20 protein-coding genes are annotated in these 24,564 nt (G+C 46.0%); 1 reads left to right on the top strand and 19 read right to left on the bottom strand.

Features of this window, described 5'->3' with window-relative positions; all coding sequences use genetic code 11:
- Position 1: 1 nt before the first annotated feature.
- The 16 genes from AC6I8F_RS07345 to galF form a co-directional block, all read right to left on the bottom strand.
- Complete coding sequence (locus tag AC6I8F_RS07345) at positions 2–922, bottom strand: hypothetical protein (protein WP_146068683.1); 921 nt, start codon at positions 920–922, stop codon at positions 2–4.
- 28 nt (positions 923–950) lie between these two features.
- Positions 951–1,898, bottom strand: coding sequence for a glycosyltransferase family 2 protein (locus AC6I8F_RS07340; protein ID WP_088516586.1), 948 nt, complete (start codon positions 1,896–1,898; stop codon positions 951–953).
- 86 nt (positions 1,899–1,984) lie between these two features.
- Complete coding sequence (gnd, locus tag AC6I8F_RS07335) at positions 1,985–3,394, bottom strand: NADP-dependent phosphogluconate dehydrogenase (RefSeq protein ID WP_058757307.1); 1,410 nt, start codon at positions 3,392–3,394, stop codon at positions 1,985–1,987.
- Between the two features lie 133 nt (positions 3,395–3,527).
- Complete coding sequence (locus tag AC6I8F_RS07330) at positions 3,528–4,643, bottom strand: glycosyltransferase family 4 protein (RefSeq protein ID WP_168715151.1); 1,116 nt, start codon at positions 4,641–4,643, stop codon at positions 3,528–3,530.
- Complete coding sequence (locus AC6I8F_RS07325; protein ID WP_498028681.1) at positions 4,640–5,806, bottom strand: glycosyltransferase family 4 protein; 1,167 nt, start codon at positions 5,804–5,806, stop codon at positions 4,640–4,642. Before AC6I8F_RS07325 ends, AC6I8F_RS07330 begins: the two co-directional genes overlap by 4 nt.
- A complete protein-coding gene (locus AC6I8F_RS07320; RefSeq protein WP_058757305.1) occupies positions 5,782–6,684 on the bottom strand; it encodes a GDP-mannose 4,6-dehydratase in 903 nt (300 codons plus the stop codon). Before AC6I8F_RS07320 ends, AC6I8F_RS07325 begins: the two co-directional genes overlap by 25 nt.
- Position 6,685: 1 nt before the next feature.
- Complete coding sequence (gene gmd, locus AC6I8F_RS07315) at positions 6,686–7,726, bottom strand: GDP-mannose 4,6-dehydratase (protein ID WP_058757304.1); 1,041 nt, start codon at positions 7,724–7,726, stop codon at positions 6,686–6,688.
- Positions 7,727–7,764: 38 nt separating this feature from the next.
- A complete protein-coding gene (locus AC6I8F_RS07310; RefSeq protein ID WP_104189692.1) occupies positions 7,765–9,150 on the bottom strand; it encodes a glycosyltransferase family 4 protein in 1,386 nt (461 codons plus the stop codon).
- Complete coding sequence (locus AC6I8F_RS07305) at positions 9,143–10,360, bottom strand: glycosyltransferase (protein WP_498028680.1); 1,218 nt, start codon at positions 10,358–10,360, stop codon at positions 9,143–9,145. Before AC6I8F_RS07305 ends, AC6I8F_RS07310 begins: the two co-directional genes overlap by 8 nt.
- Before the next feature lie 5 nt (positions 10,361–10,365).
- A complete protein-coding gene (locus AC6I8F_RS07300; protein ID WP_498028679.1) occupies positions 10,366–11,283 on the bottom strand; it encodes an FkbM family methyltransferase in 918 nt (305 codons plus the stop codon).
- Position 11,284: 1 nt separating this feature from the next.
- Positions 11,285–12,502, bottom strand: a complete 1,218-nt coding sequence (locus AC6I8F_RS07295; RefSeq protein WP_058757301.1) for an ABC transporter ATP-binding protein — start codon at positions 12,500–12,502, stop codon at positions 11,285–11,287.
- A complete protein-coding gene (locus tag AC6I8F_RS07290) occupies positions 12,502–13,299 on the bottom strand; it encodes an ABC transporter permease (RefSeq protein WP_058757300.1) in 798 nt (265 codons plus the stop codon). Before AC6I8F_RS07290 ends, AC6I8F_RS07295 begins: the two co-directional genes overlap by 1 nt.
- Positions 13,296–14,675 carry a phosphomannomutase CpsG gene (gene cpsG, locus AC6I8F_RS07285; protein WP_104189686.1) on the bottom strand — a complete coding sequence of 460 codons (1,380 nt, stop codon included), beginning with the start codon at positions 14,673–14,675 and terminating at the stop codon, positions 13,296–13,298. Before cpsG ends, AC6I8F_RS07290 begins: the two co-directional genes overlap by 4 nt.
- Positions 14,676–14,689: 14 nt before the next feature.
- A complete protein-coding gene (locus tag AC6I8F_RS07280; protein ID WP_058757298.1) occupies positions 14,690–16,105 on the bottom strand; it encodes a mannose-1-phosphate guanylyltransferase/mannose-6-phosphate isomerase in 1,416 nt (471 codons plus the stop codon).
- A gap of 519 nt (positions 16,106–16,624) precedes the next feature.
- The gene (gene galE, locus AC6I8F_RS07275; RefSeq protein WP_150058652.1) at positions 16,625–17,638 is read right to left on the bottom strand and encodes a UDP-glucose 4-epimerase GalE; all 1,014 of its coding nucleotides are present in this window, start codon (positions 17,636–17,638) and stop codon (positions 16,625–16,627) included.
- A gap of 45 nt (positions 17,639–17,683) precedes the next feature.
- Positions 17,684–18,580: a UTP--glucose-1-phosphate uridylyltransferase GalF gene (gene galF, locus AC6I8F_RS07270; RefSeq protein ID WP_021509335.1), complete on the bottom strand. Its 897-nt coding sequence runs from the start codon at positions 18,578–18,580 to the stop codon at positions 17,684–17,686.
- A gap of 531 nt (positions 18,581–19,111) precedes the next feature.
- On the opposite strand from galF, the gene AC6I8F_RS07265 reads away from it, so the two are divergent.
- On the top strand, positions 19,112–20,074 hold the full coding sequence (locus tag AC6I8F_RS07265) for an IS110 family RNA-guided transposase (RefSeq protein ID WP_021312959.1): 963 nt from the start codon (positions 19,112–19,114) through the stop codon (positions 20,072–20,074).
- Between the two features lie 466 nt (positions 20,075–20,540).
- Here the strand turns inward: AC6I8F_RS07265 and AC6I8F_RS07260 are convergent, their stop codons facing one another.
- Genes AC6I8F_RS07260 through wcaK form a run of 3 tightly spaced genes read right to left on the bottom strand, consistent with a single transcriptional unit; the run spans position 20,541 to position 24,367 of the window.
- Positions 20,541–21,881 (bottom strand): MOP flippase family protein, encoded by a 1,341-nt coding sequence (locus tag AC6I8F_RS07260; protein ID WP_021509334.1) that lies wholly within the window; start codon positions 21,879–21,881, stop codon positions 20,541–20,543.
- On the bottom strand, positions 21,878–23,101 hold the full coding sequence (locus tag AC6I8F_RS07255; RefSeq protein WP_058775759.1) for a glycosyltransferase: 1,224 nt from the start codon (positions 23,099–23,101) through the stop codon (positions 21,878–21,880). Before AC6I8F_RS07255 ends, AC6I8F_RS07260 begins: the two co-directional genes overlap by 4 nt.
- Positions 23,102–23,104: 3 nt before the next feature.
- Positions 23,105–24,367 carry a colanic acid biosynthesis pyruvyl transferase WcaK gene (gene wcaK, locus AC6I8F_RS07250; protein WP_058757295.1) on the bottom strand — a complete coding sequence of 421 codons (1,263 nt, stop codon included), beginning with the start codon at positions 24,365–24,367 and terminating at the stop codon, positions 23,105–23,107.
- Between the last annotated feature and the right edge of the window lie 197 nt (positions 24,368–24,564).

Here is a 24,564-nt window from a genome sequence, read left to right as displayed (position 1 = left end):
CTTAGTTGATTCTCCGAATATAAAAAGAAATAGTATAAAAAAACACATCACCTAACACAGTGACTATCCTGGAGATCAATACTGTTAAAATTATAATATCCTTATCGTATAATCCGCCCAATAAGTAAATAAGCACAACCTCTCTAATCCCCATTCCTGCCGGAGCTCCAGGGGTGACCAATCCTATTAACCAGGCTGTAACAAAGGCTGCAGGCACGAAAAAGAGGAAATGCATTTTACTAAAATCAAGAAAACCCTGTTCACTTACAATGCAAATAAGGAAATAAAAGATAAATCCTGACAAGGTTAGAAATATAACTTGCTGTATAAAAGCTTTACCTAACAACTCATTAAAAAAAACAGATAAAAAGTAATAGAAAACGACTGTTGTTACTAAAAAAACAGGCAAAGATAATACTGTCGCTATTTCAGGAAGATTAAAATAAGCGGGGGCTGCAATTATCAGAAAAACTGCTCCACTTATTGCTAACAAACCAAGCTCCCAAACAGTGGACTTAGCAAGGGCTACTCCTGATACGCCATCTTTCAAACCTAATGCCTGACGGCCTGCCAAATGAAATATATTGCCGGGTATATATTTTCCAATTTGGGCTAGACCATAAGTTGAAATTGCCCACTTAAGCTTTTTCTCAGAACCAGACATTGCCAAAATGTTTTTCCAGGCGCATCCTAACAATAGACTACCAAGTCCATAAAGAACAACCAGTATCAACACAATGAAAACATGCTTCAAATTAAAAAACGACAAGCTTTCACTTGTAAGATAGCTATTCAAACGCAATGCTACAAAGATAATGCTCAGTATTGCAATAAGGCCACCAATAAAATTCAACGCTTTTGCGTAATTTTTTTTATTAGCACTTACACTTGTGCTATTGTTTACAGGTATTTTACCGTTCATCTCATCCACACCCTAATAAAATACCGAATCACTCTTTTTCATCATGTAATATCTTATTTGTCTTAACACGAATATCTTCTAATAATTTCCGGTTGGCGGATAACAAATCAGCCAAAAATGAGACTAATATCGTTTGGAATCCCATCATGATTAAAATGGCGGAAAGAATCAGCGACTGAATATGCCCTTCACCATCACGGAAAAAGTAAAAATATAAATATCTTATACTAATCAAAACCCCGACTGACATCAATAAAGAACCAATTGTTAAAAAGAATCTGAATGGTCTATAGATGACAAATATTCTTATAATAGTAAATATACTTCTTTGAATATATGAGGGAATACTTTTTACTAGCCTTGATGGGCGAAGGTCATCATTAACGTCAACAGGTACAGAGCAGATTGAAATATCTTTTTGTCCCGCCTGAATTATGGTTTCTAATGTGTAAGTATATTCGCTAAAAACGATCAATTTCTGTGCAGCGCTTCGGCTTATTGCTCGAAACCCACTAGGTGCGTCAGGAATATTTGTTTTACTTGCTCCCCTTACAACCCAACTACCCAATTTTTGCAGAAACTTTTTTGCAGGTGAAAAATGTTCAATGGTTGCTATTGGTCTGGCACCGATAACCATTTCAGCTTTTTTTTCAAGAATTGGAGTTACTAAATCAGGAATATTATCAGCATTGTATTGATTATCTGCATCAGTGTTAATTATTACATCAGCACCTAATTTTAGACAGTTATCTATACCCGTCATAAAAGCTACTGCTAATCCTTTATTACCCATATGTTGAACAATATGATCAACACCGCATTCCTTAGCGACTTCAACAGTATTGTCCGTACTGCCATCATCAATTATAAGCCATTCGACTTTATCAAACCCCTTGACATGACGGGGTAACGCTGCCAAAGCAATTGCTAAAGTTCCAGCCTCATTGAAACATGGCATTTGAATAATAAGTTTCACTTTTTAAATCCCGAGATAATTTAATTGAATAATAAAAGAAAACAAAAAATCCCAGCAAGCTGGGATTTTTTACTAAAGATAAATGATCAAACTAGCCATTCAGTATGGAACACACCGTCTTTATCAATACGCTTATAAGTGTGCGCACCAAAATAGTCGCGCTGCGCCTGAATCAGGTTGGCAGGCAGCACTTCTGAGCGATAGCTATCGTAGTATGCAATTGCCGCTGAGAAGGTTGGCGTTGGAATACCGTTCTGGATGGCATAAGAGACAACATCACGCAGCGCCTGCTGATATTCATCAGCGATGTTTTTGAAGTAGGGATCCAGCAACAGGTTTGCGATGTTAGCATCGGTCGCATAAGCATCAGTAATTTTCTGCAGGAACTGTGCACGGATGATGCAACCAGCACGGAAGATCTTCGCGATTTCACCGTAATGCAGATCCCAGTTGTTCTCTTCTGAAGCCGCACGCAGCTGAGAGAAGCCCTGAGCATAAGAAACGATCTTACCCAGATACAATGCACGGCGCACTTTCTCAATGAACTCAGCTTTGTCACCGGTGAAGGCTTGCGCCTGAGGGCCGCTCAGCACTTTAGAAGCTGCAACACGCTGTGACTTGAGTGAAGAGAGGTAACGAGCAAATACTGACTCAGTGATCAGAGAAAGTGGCTCGCCAAGGTCCAGGGAGCTCTGGCTGGTCCATTTACCAGTACCTTTGTTGGCTGCCTCATCCAGAATCACATCAACCAGGTATTTACCGTCTTCATCTTTTTTGGTGAAGATATCTTTGGTGATGTCGATCAGGTAGCTGCTCAGCTCACCGTTGTTCCAGTCAGTGAAGGTTTTAGCCAGCTCTTCATTATTCAGACCGAGTGCGCCTTTCAGTAAAGCATATGCTTCTGCAATCAGCTGCATATCGCCATACTCGATACCGTTGTGAACCATCTTCACATAGTGACCAGCACCGTCCGGACCGATGTAAGTAACGCAGGCTTCACCGTCTTCTGCACGCGCAGCAATTTTATCCAGAATTGGCGCTACCAGTTCATACGCTTCTTTCTGACCGCCAGGCATGATCGATGGGCCTTTCAGTGCGCCCTCTTCGCCGCCGGAGACACCGGTACCGATGAAGTTGAAGCCCTGATCAGACAGTTCTTTATTACGACGGATAGTGTCTTTATAGAAGGTGTTACCACCATCAATCAGAATGTCGCCCTTATCGAGGTGTGGCGTCAGTGAAGCGATGGTTTTATCTGTCGCTTCGCCTGCCTGTACCATCAGAAGGATGCGGCGGGGTTTTTCTAACGACTCGACAAATTCTTCCACGGAGTAATAAGGAGCAAGTTTTTTGCCCTGATTTTCAGCGATAACTTCATCAGTCTTTTCACGTGAACGGTTAAAGATTGAGACTGTGTAACCGCGGCTTTCGATGTTAAGAGCAAGGTTGCGCCCCATCACTGCCATACCTACAACGCCGATCTGTTGCTTGGACATTACATACTCCTGTCTGTGGTCTCGCTAGGTGTTACCAGTAACACCATTCAGTAAGTGACCAATATGTTAACTCATGAGAGGTGATAAGAGGTAATTATTGATGCTTTTTGAGAAATGCAGCGAGTGATAAAATTTACTTATTTAACAGAGACATATATAAACCTGCATAACTTTCAATCATCTTGTCCGCTGTAAAAAGTTTTTCGAATCGTTGTTGAGCAGCCTGGCCAAAGGTATGAGCCTTCTCTGGGTTGAACCAGATCTCATCCATAGCTTCGCGTAAAGCCCTGGGGTCTGAAGGCGGGACAACCAGACCGGTAAGACCGTCAATATTGATGAAAGTAGTACCGGTTCCAATTTCGCTTGAAATCAGTGGTTTTGAGTACAAAGCCCCTTCAAGCAAAGAAATACCAAAAGCTTCTGAACGAAGATGTGAAGGAAAAACTAAGCAAGTGCAAAGCTGTAATAACGCAGATTTATCGTCATCCTGTAATGCACCAAGGAAATGAATATTGTCGATACCCAACGATTGGGCTTGCGCTTTCAGTTCAGATTCGATGGGTCCCGCACCAACAATGACAACAGGATAATCACTACCAGCGACAGCATCGATGAGTATGTGAAGCCCTTTATAGTAACGAAAAGTCCCAATGAAAAGAAAAAAGCCGTTAGGGAATCGCTGGGACCACTTTTCTAATACCTGGGGATCATTGTTTTGATAAAAACTTTCATTCAGACCATAGGGAATGACCTTAACTTTATCTTTAAATTTTTGCAGAATCGGGCTACTTTCGACATAATTTGGTGATGCAGCAACAATGCAATCTACACTGGAAAGGAACCTATTCATCAATGGTGTATAAAGTTTTAGCAAAGCCTTTTGTTTAACAATATCGGAATGATAGCTTACGATCGATGGCTTTTTTGTAAAATTTGAGAAATGCAGGACATCCATAAACGGATAGGGAAAATGATAATGAATAATGTCTGCCTGTGTTGCTAGCTTTTTAAACTCAGCAATAGCAGTAAATGAAATTGGCGTAGAAGCATACTCAAATAATGTTTTAACACGATGAATAGTATGATGATCCAACATTGAAATAGCATCATCAAAATCAGGACTATGCGTAAAAACCGTTGATTGGATATTTTCTTTCACACCGCCTTCAGCGAGCTGATAAATAACTTGCTCAATCCCACCAAAAGTATCCGGGTAATATGTTTTATAGCAGTGAAGGACTTTTATCATATTAATTTAGAAACCTGATCATACGCTTCTATCGTTTTATCGGCACAGAATGACCACGAATAATTTTGGGCTTGACTAAGACCAACCTGGATCATTTTCTGTTTCAACTCCTCATCATTAATCATCATTTTCAGATAATGCGTGAGCGATTCTATGTCTTCCGGTTCATGCATTAGCGCGGCATCTCCAACAACTTCAGGTAATGACGTTGCATTTGAACAAATAACGGGAGTGCCAGATGACATAGCCTCCAAAACTGGTAATCCAAACCCTTCATAAATCGAAGGAAAGAGGAAACTGTTAGCAGCACTAAAGAGCATGGGTAAATCGTTACCTGGCACAAAGCCTAAATATTTCAACCAGCCTTCCCGCTCGCCTTTATCAAAAAGACGAAAGAGCTCTTCATTTTCCCAGCCTTTATATCCGCTAATAACGAGCGGGAAATTGTTCTTCTCTTGTAATGACAAGCGATCATATGCACGTAGAAGCGTTAAAATATTTTTTCTGGGTTCGATTGTACCAGTATAAAGAAAGAAGCGACGCCATTTTAAATGATACTTATCCAATACTGCGTGAACATCCTCTTGAGTTCGCGAATGAAATTGGTGATTACACGCCAATGGTGCAACTGAAATTTTCTTCTCATCCAGCGAAAAAAATTCCATCAACTCATTTTTTGTATAATACGAATCCGTTATCAATACCGAAGCACGCTTTACAGTGTTACGCAACTCTTTCTGCATGAGATGTACTCTCCCAGCAGGATGGAACTGTGGCCAATGAAATACTGACAGATCGTGAAAAGTCGCAACGCAATTTTTAACACGCGGAGGGAGATAATAATTAGGACTATGGTAAATGTATTCTTTGAATTTTTTAAGTGCCCGGGACTTTAAATGAGGAAAAACAAGGCGATAAACTTCACTAACTATTTTGCTTTTTTGTAACTCTCGCTTAAGCGACTGAACGGATTGCGAAGATTCACTTGCAACCGCCAATGAATCTCTTATTCTTGTTCCATGCAAAAAAGTAAGTGAAAGTTTATCTTCCCGTTGCTGAAGTTGTTTCGCCAGTTCAAAAGCATAACGCCCGATACCCGTTAAAGGGTATTTTATGCAATCCGTCGAGAAAACAACCTCTAGCTTTTTGTTTCCAGCATCCATTTCAGAGTTTCCCTAAGTGGTACTTTTTGCATTTCATGGCCAATCAGACTATTCAGCAACGAAATATCACCGCACAACTCTTTGATTTCATTTGGTCTAACAAATCCAGGATTTACCTCAATGGTTATGGAGTGACCGGTAATATCTTCACAAAGGCTAATAACATCTCTAAGTGAATGCATCTCTCCAGTAGCAACATTGACCACTTCCCCAAAAGCTTTACACTTTAGTAATTCAGCATAGCATTTTACTAAATCTCGTACATCTGAGAAGTCACGCCATACATCTATATTACCAAGTTCAATAACGTCTTTGCGTTCGCGGAAATGTTTGACAATTTTAGGAATTAAAAAATTCTCAGCTTGCCCTACTCCCGTATAGTTAAAAGGACGGGTAATAATTAATGGCAACTTATCTTTAAACAGGTTAGCCATGTATTCCATAGCAAGTTTGCTAACGGCATAATCATTGGCAGGATTCGGAAGCGTTGATTCATCAAGCTTACCAGCAATATTATTTCCATAAACGTTTGCGCTACTTGCCACTAATACGGCTTCGGGCTTTTTCTTTGTTTCTGTTAACGCAGATAGCAAGTTGCGCGTGCCGGAAAGGTTGACATCATAGAATGCGTTCGGATTTGAGTGACCAACAAAAGCAATTGCTGCCAAATGAACGACCACATCGGGACTTATACAATCTACTGCGTTTTTAACTTGAATATTATCTGTGAGATCTACTTGAAAATAGTTATCGATATTATCCGAGGAAGCTGAACCCAGGCCATAAACATCATATCCAGCAGCGGAAAGTTCCGCTGCCATATAATGGCCGGTAAAGCCCTTGATCCCGGTGATCAATGCTTTTTTGCCATTAGTCATATTAGAAAGAGAATCCTTGTTCGTTACGGCGAAGGTCTTCTTTAACCATCATAGCACATAACTCTTCAAGAGTAGTTTTAGGTTCCCATCCAAGAATATCCTTAGCACGCTGGGGATTACCGATCAGTAATTCAACTTCGGCTGGACGGTAGAATTTCGGATTCACTTTTACAACAACTTTATTTGTTGCCACGTCAATTGCCACTTCCTGTTCGTCTTTACCTTCGAAACGTAATTCAATACCAGCAGCTTTAAATGCCATCGATACGAAGTCACGTACAGTTTCTGTTCGGTTGGTAGCAAGTACAAAGGTATCCGGTTCATCTGCCTGAAGCATCAACCACATTCCTTCTACATACTCTTTAGCAAAGCCCCAGTCGCGTTTCGCATCAAGGTTGCCCAGTTCAAGTACATCAAGCTTACCAAGTTTGATTTTTGCAACTGAATCAGTGATTTTGCGAGTAACAAATTCCTGACCACGCAGCGGGGATTCATGGTTAAACAAAATTCCGCTTGAAGCAAAAATGTTATAGCTTTCACGGTAGTTAATCGTCATCCAGTGCGCATACAACTTAGCCACGCCATATGGGCTTCTTGGATAGAATGGTGTGTCTTCTTTTTGAGGGATAGCCTGAACTTTCCCAAACATTTCGGACGTAGAAGCCTGATAGAACCGAATTGATGGATTAACAATTCGGATGGCTTCAAGCAAATTTACAGGGCCTACACCTGTTATTTCGGCAGTCGTCAATGGTTGTTCGAATGAGACACCAACAAAGCTCTGAGCCGCTAAGTTGTAAACTTCAGTTGCACCGCTAGTTTGAAGAAGGCGAATACTTGCTGATAGATCAGTCAAATCATATTCGATCAGATGCAAGCTTGGGTTGTTTTTAATTCCCAACTCTTCAATACGCCAGAAGTTCACGGAGCTAGTACGACGATATGTGCCATAAACTGTATAATTTTTCTGTAAGAGAAGCTCTGCAAGATAAGCACCATCTTGTCCAGTGATACCAGTTACGATTGCAACCTTGTTACTCATAAGAAATTCCACTTTTTTGGTTAAACATAAATACAGTTTTACTTTACTAATATAGATTCAGCGGTATCAGACCATTTGGTCGAACTATATTCTTTACTGATTCTTAACTCTTTCTGCCTTATAACATCCGGATTTTCAATAAGATACTTAATATTATTTGACCATGCGGGCACATCCCAGGGATCCACATAATCGAGCAAATCCCCAGCGATTTCTGGGATAGATGCTGCTGAAGAAGCCAGGCAGTATTTTCCAAACGCTAAACTCTCAGCAACAGGCAATCCCCAACCTTCATATAATGACGGATAAACTGTAAACCAACAATTTTTATAGAGCAGTGTTAATTCTGGATCGGAAACATTATTCAATTGAATAATATTACCTTTCACCCTTGGATCCAGATTCAAATCGGTAATAAAATCATTCATACCCCAACCTGGCATGCCAACAAATACAAGTAATGGCAGATCATGGACCTTGCTATCCACTAGTCTTGTATAGGCTTTATATAATACCTCATGATTCTTTCTTCTTTCAATCGTAGAAACAAATAATAAATATTTTTTGCCCAATAAAAATTGTACTTCATTAGAGATTTCTGGTTGCGTATCAACTTCACTAATTTCACAACCTAACTTAACGATAGTTAACTTTGGGATAGGCGTTCCAAGTTGCTCTAACAATTCTTTCAAATCATCCCTGGAGCATTTAGAAATACAAAATATTTCATCGGCACACCAGGCAACATCGGAAAAATAATGTGAAAATTTTCCAGCAACGTCCCCCACACAAAGATGAGGTAATTTTACAGGAATCACATCGTAACAGAAAAGCTTAACTTTAAGATTAAGTTCTTTTTTTAATCTATATAAATACTGAAAATCTTTTTGATCCCAATCCAGTCCCATTGATATGTATTCATCACCTTGGCTAAAAGGTGAATTCACATTATCAGAAGCCCTATGTCCAAGCTGCTGAACGTTTACGGGAGTTGCATTAGGTTTTAACAACTGCTGTAAAGCTAACTTTGCATATCTTAAGGAAGCTAACAAACTACTAGCCGCAATACGCCGTGGCAGAAGATAGTTTAAAACTCTTCTCTGTAAGCTCGTTGGTAACTTACGAATTAAATTAAGAATGAAACTTTTGAATTTTGCTTTATAATTAATCGTTGACGGTCCCGGCTGAGCAATTAAAGTTTCTTTCTTTTTAATATGTCCATTTATCCGCTTGATTGTTTCTTCGACAACTCCTTTCTCTACCTCATAATAACCTTTTGATGGATTATATGCGCAGAATTTAACAGAGGCTGATGAATTCATCTTTAAGGCATACGTGGCGCATTCAACTTCTGTTCTGACAATACCAACAGCAGATCTATGCCATCCTAAAATTGTTGTGACATCAATCCAAGTATTATGCATTTAGACTAGCCTCATATTCTTTTTCCACCTCGAGAATCAAACTATCCAATGTTTTGTCCCATGTTAACTTTTCTAAGCTGGAAAGCTCTTTGGAATCTAAAATTGGTGAAATTCTTGTCAAAACTTGCCTGGTTGCTGAAAAGAATTCTTCAGGATTATTAATAATATTGATACGAGAGCTATCACAAAATTCTTCGAAACCTCTAAAAGCTGATAGAGTGCCTATTACTGGCTTGCCTGAGTAAAGAGCTTCAGCGGTTTTGAGATTTGAACCACCACCATGTTCAATAGGTAAAAAATATGCATGTGCTCTATTCTTAACTTCCGCTAAGTCATCATCATCTAACACATACAAAAACTCTAGACGGCTGATATTAATGCTAGCCCATTTCGATTTTAAAACTTCTTTATAAATATGTTCACAAACACTACCAGCAATAACAAGCTTACTATCAGGCGGAATACAAGCTAAACTCTCCCCAATAATTTTATTAAAACTGGTAAAGTTAGGTGGATGAGCACTGGCAACATAGAGCATCCATGGGGATTTAGGTAATTTACTTTCCCATTTACTGGTCAAAGTATCCGTTTTCCATGGTTCAATACCATTTGCTGCTAACGTAATGGATTCACGGCCCCAACCTTGCATAGACTTAACATCATTTTTTGTCACCGCAGCTACTACATCTGCTTCATGTACGGCTCTCATTTCCAGATGCTTGATGTCTTCAATTACATCGTCTCGGTCTGCAATATTATATTGTTCTAATATATCATTCTTTAATAAAAACTCTATATTTTGAGAACCAAAAACTACGATCGAGTTTTTATATTTTGGAATGCTCTTTATTTTTTCGACCAGATTCCAGAGCCAACATTGTTCAACGTGAATTACGTCAATTTCTGTCGGGAGGTTAGCTAAAATTTTACTGAACCCTCCTTCATCTGAAGTAGCATATGCGCCAGTTAAAAGATCATTAATTAGTGGAACGTGTCGTCCCTTGTAAGATCTAAATAAGGAATCAACAGGAAATGGGATATCATAGGGACCAAGTTCGTCACCCAAAAAACTTTCTTCCTCATATACTGCGATGGACCTAGTCTTCCAACCATTTCGCTCGAACTTCTTGACTAACTGGCTAAGTCTGATCTGACCGCCATGTCTTGGTTTGGCAAATGGATAAGTGCTCAAAAAAAGGATGTTTTTCATTATATTTATTTCCTTCTTAAAAATGCTGAAACACGTCTAAAAGGAGATGTTAGCTTCCATGAGTGGCTGCTGTAAACTTCACTCAATTTATTTTTCAAGATCATATTTTCATCCAAAAAAATACGCAACTCTTCATTCTTGTCTATTAAAAGCTCATTCAGAGAGCTAACCTCGTCATTCATTACTTGAAGATTATCTTGAAGCTCCGCGATAACTTCTTTATTCAAATGTTCAGCATAAGTAATAAATTCGTCAAAAACATTAGGTGGATTTTTAAAATTAGGAAGTAATTCCTCATGCTCTTTGCTAATATAAAATCTATTCAAACCATCAAAGTATGAAAATATATAATCGTTAGCAAGCAATATCTCTTCCCAACTAGTATGACTTTCATTTTGTGAGTTTGGTGCTGTCGATTCAATAACAAGAATCCAGGGTCGATACTTTGACCAATCGTTACTCATTACGACTTGCTCTTCAACTCCTTCAACATCAATTTTTAGAAAATGTATATCAGTAATATTAGCTGGCAACGATTCTTCGATTGTTTGTTTAAGAGTTTTTACTGGCGTTTTTCTCCAAACGCCCTTAAATCCATTTAACTCATGTTGCTCGACAACACTTTTATCCAGTGTCGCCCACCCTCTAATATCAGATTCCCAAATATCTAATTCGCTTGTGCAATTTGATATAGCACAGTTCAGATTTATATCTCGTTCTCTATTTTCAACTAATGCATCGTAATGTTTTTTGAGTGGTTCTATATTTATCCCACTCCATCCATTTAGGTAAAAAAGATTGGTAACAGAATCGATTAGCGGGTCATTAGCACCAATATCAATATAGAATCCATTAGTTATATCTTTTAAAGAACGCCACAACATCACGTCTTCAAAGTTTTGAGCGAAACTTACTATCGGCATTTCAATTTATCTCTATATCTGGATCAATCCATGCGCATCCGGCAAAGTGTGGTTTATTAATGTTAATGATGTTAAAAACCATCGCCAAGTCTCGCCACTCGTAATTGTTAACTAAGTGAGTATCCGTACTGACTAATGCTGTTTGAATTGAGTAGCTACCAGGACCTAAGTTAGCGTTAAATCTAATGTTAAACACATACTCTGACCCTTTTCTAGCCTCAATTATGGCTTGTTTTTTTAAGTCAGTATTGGTTCCGTATATTACTTGTCCCAGTCTGTCTTTAATACCGTAACCCAACACAAGTCTCGGCAGATTTTCATTAACAACCACTGTTATTTTGAGTGTAACAGCTTCACCTACATCGATAAATTCAATGCTGTCTCCTTTCTGATTTAATATCCGAATATCTTTGACGGTTGCTTCTCCACTGCCCGATACAGTTTGGATACTACCATCAGCAAGCTCAACTTGTTCTATTTTCTGATTCTGTTTATCAGCCAACAGAGCATTATAGTAATCCATTACAGACTCAGGATCCCCTTCCATCTCCAGCTTGCCCCTGTTTAACAAGATGGCTTTATCACAAATACTCTGGATGGATTGTTTATCATGCGAAACTATAAGGAGAGTCGTGCCTGCACGACTGAATTCTCTGATTCTATTGAAGCTTTTATGCTGAAAATAAGCATCACCAACAGAGAGTGCTTCATCAACAATAAGAATATCTGGTCTAACAGCTGTAGCGACTGAAAAAGCTAGTCTCATTTGCATCCCGCTCGAATACACTCGAACAGGCTGATCTATATATGCTCCGATCTCTGCAAACTCCTCTATCCCCGGCATCAGCTGATAAATTTCTTCAAGACTAAATCCTAAAAGCTGTCCAGACATAATTACATTTTGTCTACCTGTAAAATCTGGATGGAATCCCATCCCTAATTCCAGCATAGCTGCAACCCTACCTTCTAAACTAATTTTTCCAGTAGTTGGTTGCGTGGTACCAGTAATCATTTTTAGAAGTGTGCTTTTACCTGCGCCGTTAATCCCTATAATACCCAGCGCTTCTCCAGGATGGACCTCGAAGGAAATATTTTCTAATACCCATTTTAGCTTATGGCGTTTTCTTTTACCTGGTAGAAACCATTCCGCTAAACGACTCCACCTTGTGGGATACTGCTTATATGCTTTTCCAACATTATTAACTGTTATCTTACCCATTACAATTCATCCACCATTTCACCGGAATGCTTGCGAAACAACTTCAAGCCAATTACGCATAGAATAATCCCGATAAATAACGTAGGTATTAACTGGTGCAGTTGAGGCGATTCGCTTTTGACTAGAATATTCTGCGCTGCAGTAATTACTCCATACATGGGATTGTATGATAGGTATTGCTGAGCCTTAGCAGGCAATATGTCTGCAGGATATATGATCGGAGTTAGCCAGAACCAAAACTGGAGAGCTATTCCGAAAAATTGCCCAACATCTCGAAAAAAAACATTCAATACACCTAATGTGATACCCAAGCCAATTGCAAAGACCATTAATACTAAAAGCACTGGAATTAAGTAAAAATAACTTAACCCCGGAAAGTTGCCAGAAACCAACAAAAATAGTGTAAATAAGCTAAAAACTATTGAGAAGTTTAATAAAGCATTACATATAATTGTCACTGGCAAACATAAGCGCGGAAAGCTAATTTTTTTAAGTAGATTAGCATATTCAAGGAATACATTCTGACCTCTACCAACGACTTCAGCGAAAAGCCCCCAAGTCAAAATACCGGAGCAAAGGTAAATGCTATAGCCAAAGCTATTAGTAACTCCAGGCATCCTCGAATGCATCACTTGAGAAAATATAACTGTGTAAACCACTATCATGGATAGTGGGTTAAGTATATTCCACAGCGCACCTAATAGTGAGTTTTGATATTTCGCTTGAAATTCTCGCTTAACATTACCTAAAACGAACCCACGATAACCCCATAAGGATTTAAAAAGAGATAGATTCATTCCTGCGCCTTAATTAAATAAGAGATAGCCTCAAGCTTTTCTTTCACTAAACCATCATTTGATCTTGATTCAACGTTCAATCTTAGTAATGGCTCAGTATTTGATGTTCTAACATTGAATCTCCAATCAGTAAATTCAAAGCTCAAGCCATCAATAGTATCTGATTTAAAAGCATCCAGTCCAAATTCACTTTTTAAATTTTCAAGGATTTTTTTTGCATCATTAACTTTATAGTTAATCTCGCCACTGCACGGAAATGCTTTCATACGTTCCGCAACCAGTTCAGACAGCGTCATTCCTTTCACCGCCAGCAACTCTGCTACCAGCAGCCACGGAATCATTCCGCTATCGCAATAAGCAAAATCACGGAAGTAATGATGTGCGCTCATTTCGCCGCCGTACACAGCATCTTCTTCACGCATGCGCTCTTTAATAAACGCATGACCTGTTTTAGACATAACAGGTATGCCACCCGCTTTAGTGACGACGTCGATGGTGTTCCAGGTCAAACGGGGATCGTGAATGATCTTCGCGCCAGGCTCTTTTTTGAGGAACGCTTCGGCCAGCAGGCCAACAATGTAATAACCTTCGATGAACTCTGCATTCTCGTCAAACAGGAAGCAGCGATCAAAGTCGCCATCAAATGCGATGCCCATGTCGGCTTTGTTCGCTTTCACCGCATCGGAGGTATCTTTCCGGCACTCTGGCAGTAAGGGATTAGGAATACCATTCGGGAAGTTGCCATTCGCTTCATGGTGAACTTTAACGAAGGTGACCGGTGCATTCGCCTGCCGGAAGCGCTTTTCGATCTCATCGATAACATGACCGGCAGCGCCATTACCCGAGTTGATGACCAGCGTCATGGCTTTGGTGAAATTTGCCAGATCAATGTAGCCCATCAGGTGATCGACATAGGCATCCAATACCGAAATCTGTTTATAGCTGCCACGCTTCGCTGCATCGACCGGCGCAAAATCGTTAGCTTCAGCCAGACGCTGAACATCACGTAAGCCTGTATCGCCACTGATAGGACGGGAACCTTCACGCACCAGCTTCATGCCGTTATAGTTCATCGGATTATGGCTTGCCGTCACTTCGATGCCACCATCAATGCCTAAATGGAAGGTGGCGAAATAAATCTCTTCCGTGCCGCTTAAGCCGATATCAAGTACATTGGTACCCGCATCCATTAAACCATTGGCCAGGGCCATTTTCAGGCTTTCGCTGGTCAGCCGAACATCGCCGCCCACAACAATCGTTTCCGGCTTTAAAAATTCGCCATAAGCGCGACCAATACGATATGCAATTTCTTCATTTAATTCCGCGCCAAGCTCACCGCGAATGTCATAAGCTTTAAAACAGGTCAATGCTGCCATGATCTCGTCTGTCCTTACTTACTTGCAAATTGTTCTTTAATCAGAATTAAATCGTCATCGCCCAGATAGGAGCCTGACTGAATTTCCAGCAGCTCTAACGGAATCTTGCCTGGATTTTCTAACGTGTGCTGATGGCCAATCGGAATAAAGGTCGATTGGTTTTCCGTCAACAATAAGGTTTTATCCTGAATAGTCACTTTGGCAGTGCCGGATAAGATCACCCAGTGTTCAGTTCGGTGATAATGCATCTGTAATTCGAAACGTTCACCCGGTTTAACGGTGATACGATTTACATTAAAACGGCCGGTATTGACCACCAGATCGCAGCGTCCCCATGGCCAGTAAGTTTCACGATGACGACGATATTCCGTACGGCATTCGCTCTTCAGGAACTCCACCACGCGTTTGACGTCCTGAACCTGATCTTTGCGCGCCACCAGCACGGCATCTTTGGTGTTAACAATCACCAGATTTTCCACGCCGATAGCTGCCACTAACTGATCTTCGCTGTTGATGTAGCAATTTTTAGTGTTGTGCAGGAAGGTATCGCCTTTCAGCGAGTTACCGGCTGCATCTTTTTCATTCACTTCCCACAGCGCGGACCAGGATCCGACATCGCTCCAGCCCGCATCCAGCGGCACCACGACGGCTGCGTCCGTTTGCTCCATCACGGCATAATCAACTGACTCATCCGGGCAGGCAATGAAATCGTCTTTATCAATGCTGATGAAGTCGTTACCTTCTGCCACGTTCGCCATGGCACGGCGGCAGGCATCCAGGATATCTGGACGGAATTTTTCCAGTTCCTGCAGATAACGTTTGGCGCGGAACATAAACATCCCGCTGTTCCAGTAATATTCACCGGAAGCCAGATAATCCTGAGCCGTTTTCAGGTTAGGCTTTTCCACAAAACGCTGCACGCTAAACGGCGCATGTTCATCACCCGCCAGCTGCTCACCGCGATGAATATAGCCGTAACCGGTTTCAGGTCCGGTGGGCACGATGCCGAAGGTGACCAGATGCCCCTGCTTGGCATATTTCGTTGCGGTGGTGATGGCCTGGTGGAATGCCGCGCGGTTCTCAATGACATGGTCGGCGGCTAACACTAACAGCACCGGATCATCGCCTTGCTCAATCGCGTTAATCGCTGCCAGAGCAATCGCTGGCGCCGTGTTGCGACCAACCGGCTCAAGAATGATGTTATGGGAAAGTTTGTTGATCTGACGAAGTTGTTCAGCGACGAGGAAACGGTGCTCTTCGTTGCAGATGACCAGTGGAGCTCGCGCTTCAACACCGGTCAGGCGGTTGACAGTCTCCTGCAGCATCGAGTGCTGTCCATGCAAGCTGATGAACTGTTTTGGATACAATTCACGTGAAAGGGGCCACAAACGACTGCCGGTTCCTCCGGCCATGATTACGGGAAGTAACATTCCACAACCTCTAATGTGTCTTTTAGACTGCTCTATCATTTCCAGCGGGACAATTTTTCAGCAAAACAAAAAATAGCCACGCTACCGCCCTTGGCTTGCAGCAACCAATATGCTGTGTAACAAGTCAATCCTGTGCTTTCCGTCTCGGCTAATTATGGTCAATATTGCAGCATCAACCGCTTTGTCTGAGACCATCGCAAATAATACATTTTGTGCTGCCGAATTAACATGGTTATTGTCCGATGCCAGCGCGACGAATCTTAATTTTCTTTCACCGGTGCGTTTATCGCCAAGCTACTGAGCCGGAAAGAATATAGCTGGCGATTCGCAGAATGAAAGGCTGTAACGAGGTTTCACTAAATCAATATGATGAGCTGTGACGTTGATGCATTAGTCTGGTGCTGATTAGGATTTTTCTGCATCCCGCAAATGAATGCCTGACCAAAAAAACATCAAAGTAAATTATTTGCCCATAAAAAAACCCGGCATATGCCGGGTTTTTACTCATTACCTGCTTAATCACTTAAACCCATTCGGGTTCTTCGACTGCCAGTTCCAGGTATCGCGCATCATCGCATCGATACCGCGCGTGACGCGCCAGTCGAGCTCTTTGTTGGCCAGGCTGGCATCCGCCCAGAACGCTGGCAGATCGCCGTCGCGGCGCGGTTTGAACTCGAACGGAATCTGTTTACCGGATGCCTGCTCAAACGCCTTGATCATCTCCAGCACTGAGAAGCCTTTGCCGCCGCCGAGGTTGTAAGCTTTGTAGCCTTCAACTTTTGGCAGGTGATCCAGCGCTTTCAGATGCCCTTCCGCCAGGTCGACGACGTGAATGTAGTCGCGCTGGCAGGTGCCATCTGGCGTCGCATAGTCATCGCCAAATACGCCCAGCTTCTCCAGACGCCCAATCGCCACCTGCGCAATGTACGGCAGCAGGTTGTTCGGAATACCGGTTGGGTCTTCGCCAATCTCTCCGGATTCATGCGCGCCGACCGGGTTGAAGTAGCGCAGCGCGATGGCTTTGAAGTTCGGCTCGGCTTTGGCGAAGTCGCGCATCACGAACTCAATCATCAGCTTGGAGGTGCCGTACGGACTGGTGGTGCCACCAATCGGCGTCGTTTCAACGTACGGAACCGGTGCGTCAGCGCCATATACGGTGGCGGATGAGCTGAAGATAAAGTTCCACACGCCAGCGGCGCGCATCTCTTCCAGCAGCACCACGGTCCCGGCGACATTGTTTTCGTAATATTCCAGCGGCATGCGCGTGGATTCGCCTACCGCTTTCAGCGCGGCGAAGTGGATGACGGCTGAGATGTCATTGCTGGCAAACAGATCGCGCAGGCAGGCGCGGTCGCGGATATCGCCTTCAACGAAGACCGCTTTCTTACCAGCCAGCTTCTCAACGCGATTGATTGCTTCGCGCGAGGCATTGCAAAGGTTATCCAGGACTACAACGTCGTCGCCGCGCTCTAACAGCGCCAGCACCGTATGGGAGCCGATGTACCCTGCTCCGCCCGTTACCAAAATAGCCATGTGTACTCCTTTAAAACCGCGCAACCTGCGCGGCGGGGAAAGAGATTATTTTGCCAGAATTTTTTGGATTGCTTCGCGGAAATCGCGGCCCTGGGTGTTGTTGCGCAGACCGTAAGAGACGAAGGCCTGCATGTAGCCGAGTTTACGACCGCAGTCGAAGCTGGTGCCGGTCAGCAGCTGGGCATCAACCGGTTTTTTCTGGCTCAGGGAGGCGATGGCATCGGTCAGCTGGATACGGCCCCAGGCACCTGGCTCCGTGCGCTCCAGTTCACCCCAGATATCCGCAGAAAGCACGTAACGGCCCACGGCGGTCAGGTCTGAGTTCAGCTCGGACGGATGCTCAGGTTTTTCCACGAAGTTGGTGATGGTGCTGATATCGCCCGGGTTATCCAGCGGCTGCTCGGTGGTCAGCACACCATATTCAGACAGGTCTTCGCCCGGCATGTGTTTCGCCAGAACCTGGCTGCGGCCGGTCTCTTCGAAGCGTGCCACCATCGCGGCAAGGTTGTAACGCAGGTGGTCAGCGGTGGAGTCATCCAGCAGCACGTCTGGCAGTACCACCACAAATGGGTTGTCGCCAATCATCGGACGGGCACACAGTACTGAGTGGCCAAGACCCAGCGGGTTCGCCTGACGCACGTTCATGATAGTCACGCCCGGCGGGCAGATTGACTGCACTTCGCTCAGCAGTTGGCGCTTCACGCGCGCTTCAAGCAGCGCTTCCAGCTCGTAGGTGGTATCGAAGTGGTTTTCCACTGCATTTTTGGAAGCATGGGTGACCAGCACAATCTCCTTGATGCCCGCCGCCACGCACTCGTCGACAATGTACTGAATCATTGGTTTATCGACGATAGGCAGCATCTCTTTCGGAATGGCTTTAGTCGCAGGGAGCATATGCATACCGAGACCCGCAACCGGGATTACTGCTTTAAGCTTGGTCATATTTATTCCATTTCATGAAGTGAATACGTGGGTCGATTATGCAGGATCGGCCGGTTGAGCAAGTATAATCTTTATCTGAAAAACCGGCACTAACTCTCTGTCAACACATAAAAAATCGTCAAAAAGTCCATCTGCCATCCGGTAATCAGGCGGGAAAAAAAAGCGGCTAAATGGCTGAAAAACAGTGGAAGGCAGAGTGCTGAGCAATGACCTGTGAGGCCAGTGATTGTTGAGCGTTTAGACCGGCGTTGCGGAAACATCATTGGGGCGAAGATGGAAGCGTATTTTTGAAAGGTCGCCATGAATGGCGCCCCTTATATCCCGATCATTCTCCTCCGGGTATGATGATCCCCGACTGATCATCGGGAAGTTGCTGGTGAGATGGGGGCGCCCCCTGGGCATAAAGCCTGCTTCGTAGATTCATCCCCGGCAACTTAACTCCCGCCTTCAAGACCGGACGGTATCCTGTGCCCCGAGCACGCATCCATAAGGATGGTCATGGCGGTTTCCCTGTGCTGTTAAGGAGAATCTATGCAAACCCGTATGCCTGTCGGCATTGATGTTGCCTCCGGAAAGTTTGATGTGGCCGTCTGGAAAGGCGACACGTCTTACAAAACCAAAGTCTTTCCCAACACCCCTAAGGGCTTTATCGCCCTGAAAAAATGGCTGGAGCCGTTCGGCTGCTGCCATATCTGCATGGAGGCTACCGGCGCGTACAGTGAGCCGCTGGCCACCTTCCTGCACGACGAAGGCTATGATGTCAGCGTGGAAAATCCCGCGCGCATCAGGCGCTTCGGACAGGCGGAGCTGAGCCGTAACAAGACGGATAAAGACGATGCGCGCATGATAGCGCGCTACTGTAAACTGCACGGCCCGTCGCTGTGGCAGCCGGCGCCGCTGAATGAACGCAGGCTGAAGGCGCTGGTGAAGCGCCTGACGAATCTTCAGGAAATGCGGCAGATGGAAGAGAACCGGCTGGAGGTCTCGGATGCGGTGGTGCAGCCCTCAATCCGCGTGGTCATTGCGGCGCTGGATGCGCAGATAGACGAAACGAAGCGGGCAATAAACGACCATATCGACAATGATCCGGGCCTTAAAAAGAACAGGGAACTGCTGGAGTCCATCCCGGGCATCGCGGGCGTGCTGAGCAGCACGATGCTGGCGTATCTGGGGGACATGTCGAGGTTCAGCAGCAGCAAGGCGCTTGTGGCGTGGGTGGGTCTGAATCCGATGCGGCAGGAGTCCGGTGAGTGGAAGGGCAAAAGCAGGATATCGAAGATGGGCAACAGCGCGATGCGCAAGGCCCTGTACATGCCTGCGATAGTGGCGATGAAGTGGAATCCGGCGGTGAGTGCGCTGAAGAAACGGCTGGATGCGGGTAAGAAAACGGGAAAAGTCGTGGTGTGCGCGGCGATGAAGAAGCTGCTGCAGCTGGCTTATGGCGTGCTGAAATCGGGTCGTCCGTTCGATGCCGAAATATGTCTTGCCAGGTAACCGGCAAGACGGTATCTACGGGATCACAGCAGGTTTTTGTAGGGTGCGCATTGATGCGCACCGGCAGCTGCACGTCATTCACCGTCCACATCTGATTTTGAAAGGTCGCCATGAATGGCGCCCCTACAGGATCACAGCATGTTTTTGTAGGGTGCGCATTTGATGCGCACCGGCAGCTGCACGTCAGTCACCTATCACATCTGATTTTAAAGGTCGCCATGAATGGCGCCCCTGCGAGATCACAGCAGGTATTTGTAGGGTGCGCATTGATGCGCACCGGCAGCTGCACGTCAGTCACCAATCACATCTGATTTTAAAGGTCGCCATGAATGGCGCCCCTACGGGATCACGGCAGGTTTTTGTAGGGTGCGCATTAATGCGCACCGGCAGCTACACCTCAGTCACCGATCACATCTGATGATGCCGGGCGGTCGCCGTTGCCAACGACCACTCCCGTCATTACCGCTTACAGCCAGCCCTCAAACCACTCGGGCATTACGAACAGGTTGAAATGATTCACCAGCAGCATCAGGCCGACAAACACCACCGACACCGACACCCATTGGCGCGCATACGGCATAAAGCGGATGCCAATCACCGGTTTGATGAAGAACGGATGCGCGAAGGCGGAGATCAGCACCTGTGAAATCGACAGCGTCAGCGCCACGTAAATCACGTTCGGCCAGATCCACGTGGTCGCCAGCACCACCACCACCACCAGGCTGGCGACGATATTCCAGTAGAACTCGACGTTGGTGCGTCCGTTCGCCTGGGAGATCGCGCCGGTCAGACCGCCCATCGGGCGCAGCATACCGAACAGCAGCATCAGCGGGATCAGGTGATACACCTGCTCGTGCGAAGCGCCATATAGCACACGCACAATCACCGGAGACAGAATACCAATCGCCAGGTACATCGCGCTGCTGAACAGCATGATGACGAAGGTGCCCTTAAGGAACAGTTTTTTCAGCTGCTCGGGATCGTGCTGCTTCTCGGCGAAGCGCGGCAGCGCCAGGCGGTTAATCACCGGCGACACCAGCTTCAGCGGCTGCAGAATCAGCTCTTTCGCCAGTGAGTAAATTCCCAGCATCTCGGCACCCATCACTTTACCGACGATCAGCGCATCGGCCTGAGTACGCAGCTGGTTAATGGTCTGCGAACCCAACTGATAGATACCGTAACGCACCGCGCTGACAAAGGTTTTGCCGTCGAACTCCCACGTTGGCCGCCACGACTTCTCGCCAAAGTAGATCATGCAGAGAATGCGCGTGAAGGCGTTGATGAACAGCCCGAGAATCGCCGCCGCTACCGTCAGGGAGGTGAAATAGAGCATCGCCACCGTACACAGGAAGGCAAACAGCTTGGTGCCCATCTCAATCTTCGCCAGCGTCACCATGCGTTTGGTTTTGACATAGTGCGCCTGATACTGCGACAGGTGGCCGAGCACGAGGAAGTTGAGGCTGGTGAGCATAATCAGCGCCGTCAGCTCCGGCAGATGGTAGAACCACGCCACCGGCCAGGCGATGGCCAGCATGATCAGACCGGTACAGAAGCTCAGCGAGACGTTAACCCAGTAAATGGTGCTCTGCTCACGACGTGTAATCTCCTGACGATGCACGATATAGCTGCTCATGCCCATGTCCTGCAGCACGGTAGCCACCGCCAGAATGGCATTGATGATCGCCAGCAAACCCAGCTCGTGCGCTTCCAGCTTGCGCGCCAGCACCGCCAGCTGCAGCACCTGCAGCAGCGCGGCAAAGCAGGTGCTGCCAAACAGCCACACCGCCTGTTTTTTTAATCCACTCACACCATGCGCTCCAGAATTTTCGCCAGCTCACCGTAAGCGATGTGCTGATTGAACTCAGTTTCCACTTTATGGCGCGCTGCGGCCACCACCGGTGCAACGTCAACGTCGCCGCGCGACAGGCGCAGCAGCGTGTCCGCCAGCTCATCGGCATCATTTTCCGACACCAGCCAGCCGCTGACGTTATTCTGAATCAGCTCCGGGATGCCGCTGTGGTAGGTGGACACCACCGGCAGGCCGACCGCCATCGCTTCCATCAGCGCCACCGGAATGCCTTCCATATCGCCATCGGCGGCGGTTTTCGACGGCAGCAGGAAGATGTCGGCCTCGCTCAGCGCCTGACGAATCTCCTCCTGCGGTTTGAAGCCCGGCATGGTCACCATGTCTTCCAAACCGGCCCGTGCGATGTGCTCGCGCATCATGCCGTCCTGCTCGCCGTTACCAATGATGGTGAACTGGAACTGACCGCCGTTATCGCGCAGGATTTCACTGGCTTTCACCGCCACGTCCAGCCCTTTTTTCTCGGTCAGGCGCGCCACCGAAACAATGCGCAGCGGTTTGTGGAACGCGTCGCGCGGCTGGAAGTTAAACTTCTCCGGCTCGATGCCCATACGCGTGACGTGCACTTTCTCGCGCGGACAGCCCATCTCAATCAGCTTGTTCTCCCACAGATGGCTGATGGGCAGCATCAGTTCGCTCTGTCTGAACAGGTTGATGTAATCCTGTTTGTGCTCTTCAAGAATGTGGCGACGCGAGATATCAGCGCCGTGGAACACCGTCGCCTGCTTGCCCTTCAGCACCCCCAACTCGCGCAGTTTATTCGCCAGCGCACCGGCATAGCCGAAGTGCACCAGGAACACATCGGCGGTAAAGGTCTGCCGGGCATTGGCGACAATGGCTGGCAGCAGCAGTTTTTTCGCCTGCGCACCGTAGCGGCCAACGTTAAGCGACTTCAGCAGCGCCGGCTTGGCGATTTTGGGCAGCATCAGTCCGATGCGCTGGGTCAGTTTGTCGAGGTTTGATACCTTCTCTTCCGGCAGCAGATAGTGGGTTTTCGCCGCCAGATTGTACTCATCGAACGCGGCATGACGGTTGATCATGTCGCCCGGAAACACCGAGATGATCTCGACGTCATAGCCGGCATCGATGAAATGCGTCACCTGATTGAGGACAAACGTCTCAGAGGCAACCGGAAAACGCATGGTGAAAAAGGTTAGCTTCATCACTTACCCCAGGACGTTGAGAATTTCTTCGGTGATGCGGTTGCCGATTTCACGCTCCTGCGCCACCGCGGTGTTCACTTTTTGCTTCACGTTGTCGTAGTCCGCCAGCACCGTCTGCACTTTGTCGATCAGCGAGCCGTCCATCAGGCTCTGCACGTCGGTGGCCATCTGCGGCAGACCCAGCTGGTTCATCACGCCGAGCGATTTGTGCTCGTAGTTGATGGCCACGGCTGGCGTGCCGAAGTTCATGGAGATGATTGCCGAGTGCAGGCGCGTGCCGATGGTGAGATGGCAGTGGCTGAGCAGGATGCCGAGTTCCAGGTCGTTGAACTCGTCCATGATCACATGGTAGTGCTCCGGTTGCTCAACGTGGTCGCGCAGCGTCAGCGCCACCATCCGGTCATCTTTGGCATAGCTGTCGATGCCGGTACAGGTGGAGAACGCCACCACCTGATAACCTTCGGCGATCATGGCGTTGATCACCCGGCCAAACGCGGCTTCGTACTCTTTCTGCGTGACGCCAAGACGTTTGTCGAACGGTGCCAGCTCACGCACGGTGATAGCGATGGTTTTGCGCGACTGAATGATGTTCTGCCAGTGCAGCAGGTTGTGGCTCGGATTTTCCACCTCGCGTGCCTGCACCAGGAACGCAGTGTCCACGCCCTTCTTCACCCGGCTGGTGGTCACGCCATCCTGCTTCAGGCGATCGAGGCTGACCTCTTCGCGCAGCACCAGGCTGTCGACGCGGTCAAAAACAAAGTTTGCCAGCGCATTAACGCGCGGGTTTTCGAACGGGCCCACCGAGTGACCGATCATGTGCAGCGGCTTCTTCGCCATCAGCGCGCACAGCGCGTGATCGAACTGGGTAACGCCGTACAGATCGACGAAGAACGAGCCGCCGACCTGAATGATGGCGTCATATTTCGCCAGGCTGCGGGTGAATTCCGCCAGATGCGGCGGCACCGAGAAGGATTTATACACGCCACCTTTGCCGAGGTGCGCCATCATGATGTCCGGCATCAGACGGTTGGCGACTTTGCGCTTCAGGCTGCTGACCAGCCCTTTTGGCGCCTTACTGTTATGCAGAAACAGCGAATCCTGCTGGATGTGCTGCTGCAGTAAATATCCGGAGCTGGTTGGATAGCGGCTGATGACATCGATATCCAGATCCCCACGCGCGGCCTGCAATGAATCAATCAGTCCACGTAAAATCGCGCCATCCCCACGATTTCCACAGGTATGGTTACCCACCAATAAAATCTTCATAAAAACTCCAGATAAATTTTTGTAATTTTTTACAAGCCGCCAGTTCCATACTGGCTAAGTGAACTCTGTAAGAAAAAACTGCTAATGGGCCAGCGGCCCGAAATTAACGACTGCCTGTTGTGACGTAAATGCGTTACCTGTTTAGCGGTGCTCATAAATGCGCACCCTACATATCTGGCGCTGCGCCGGGTATCAAT

The organism is gamma proteobacterium symbiont of Axiagastus rosmarus, assembly GCF_059730925.1.
The sequence above is the reverse complement of the archived record's forward strand: the minus strand, read 5'-3'. Positions and strand labels throughout refer to the sequence as shown.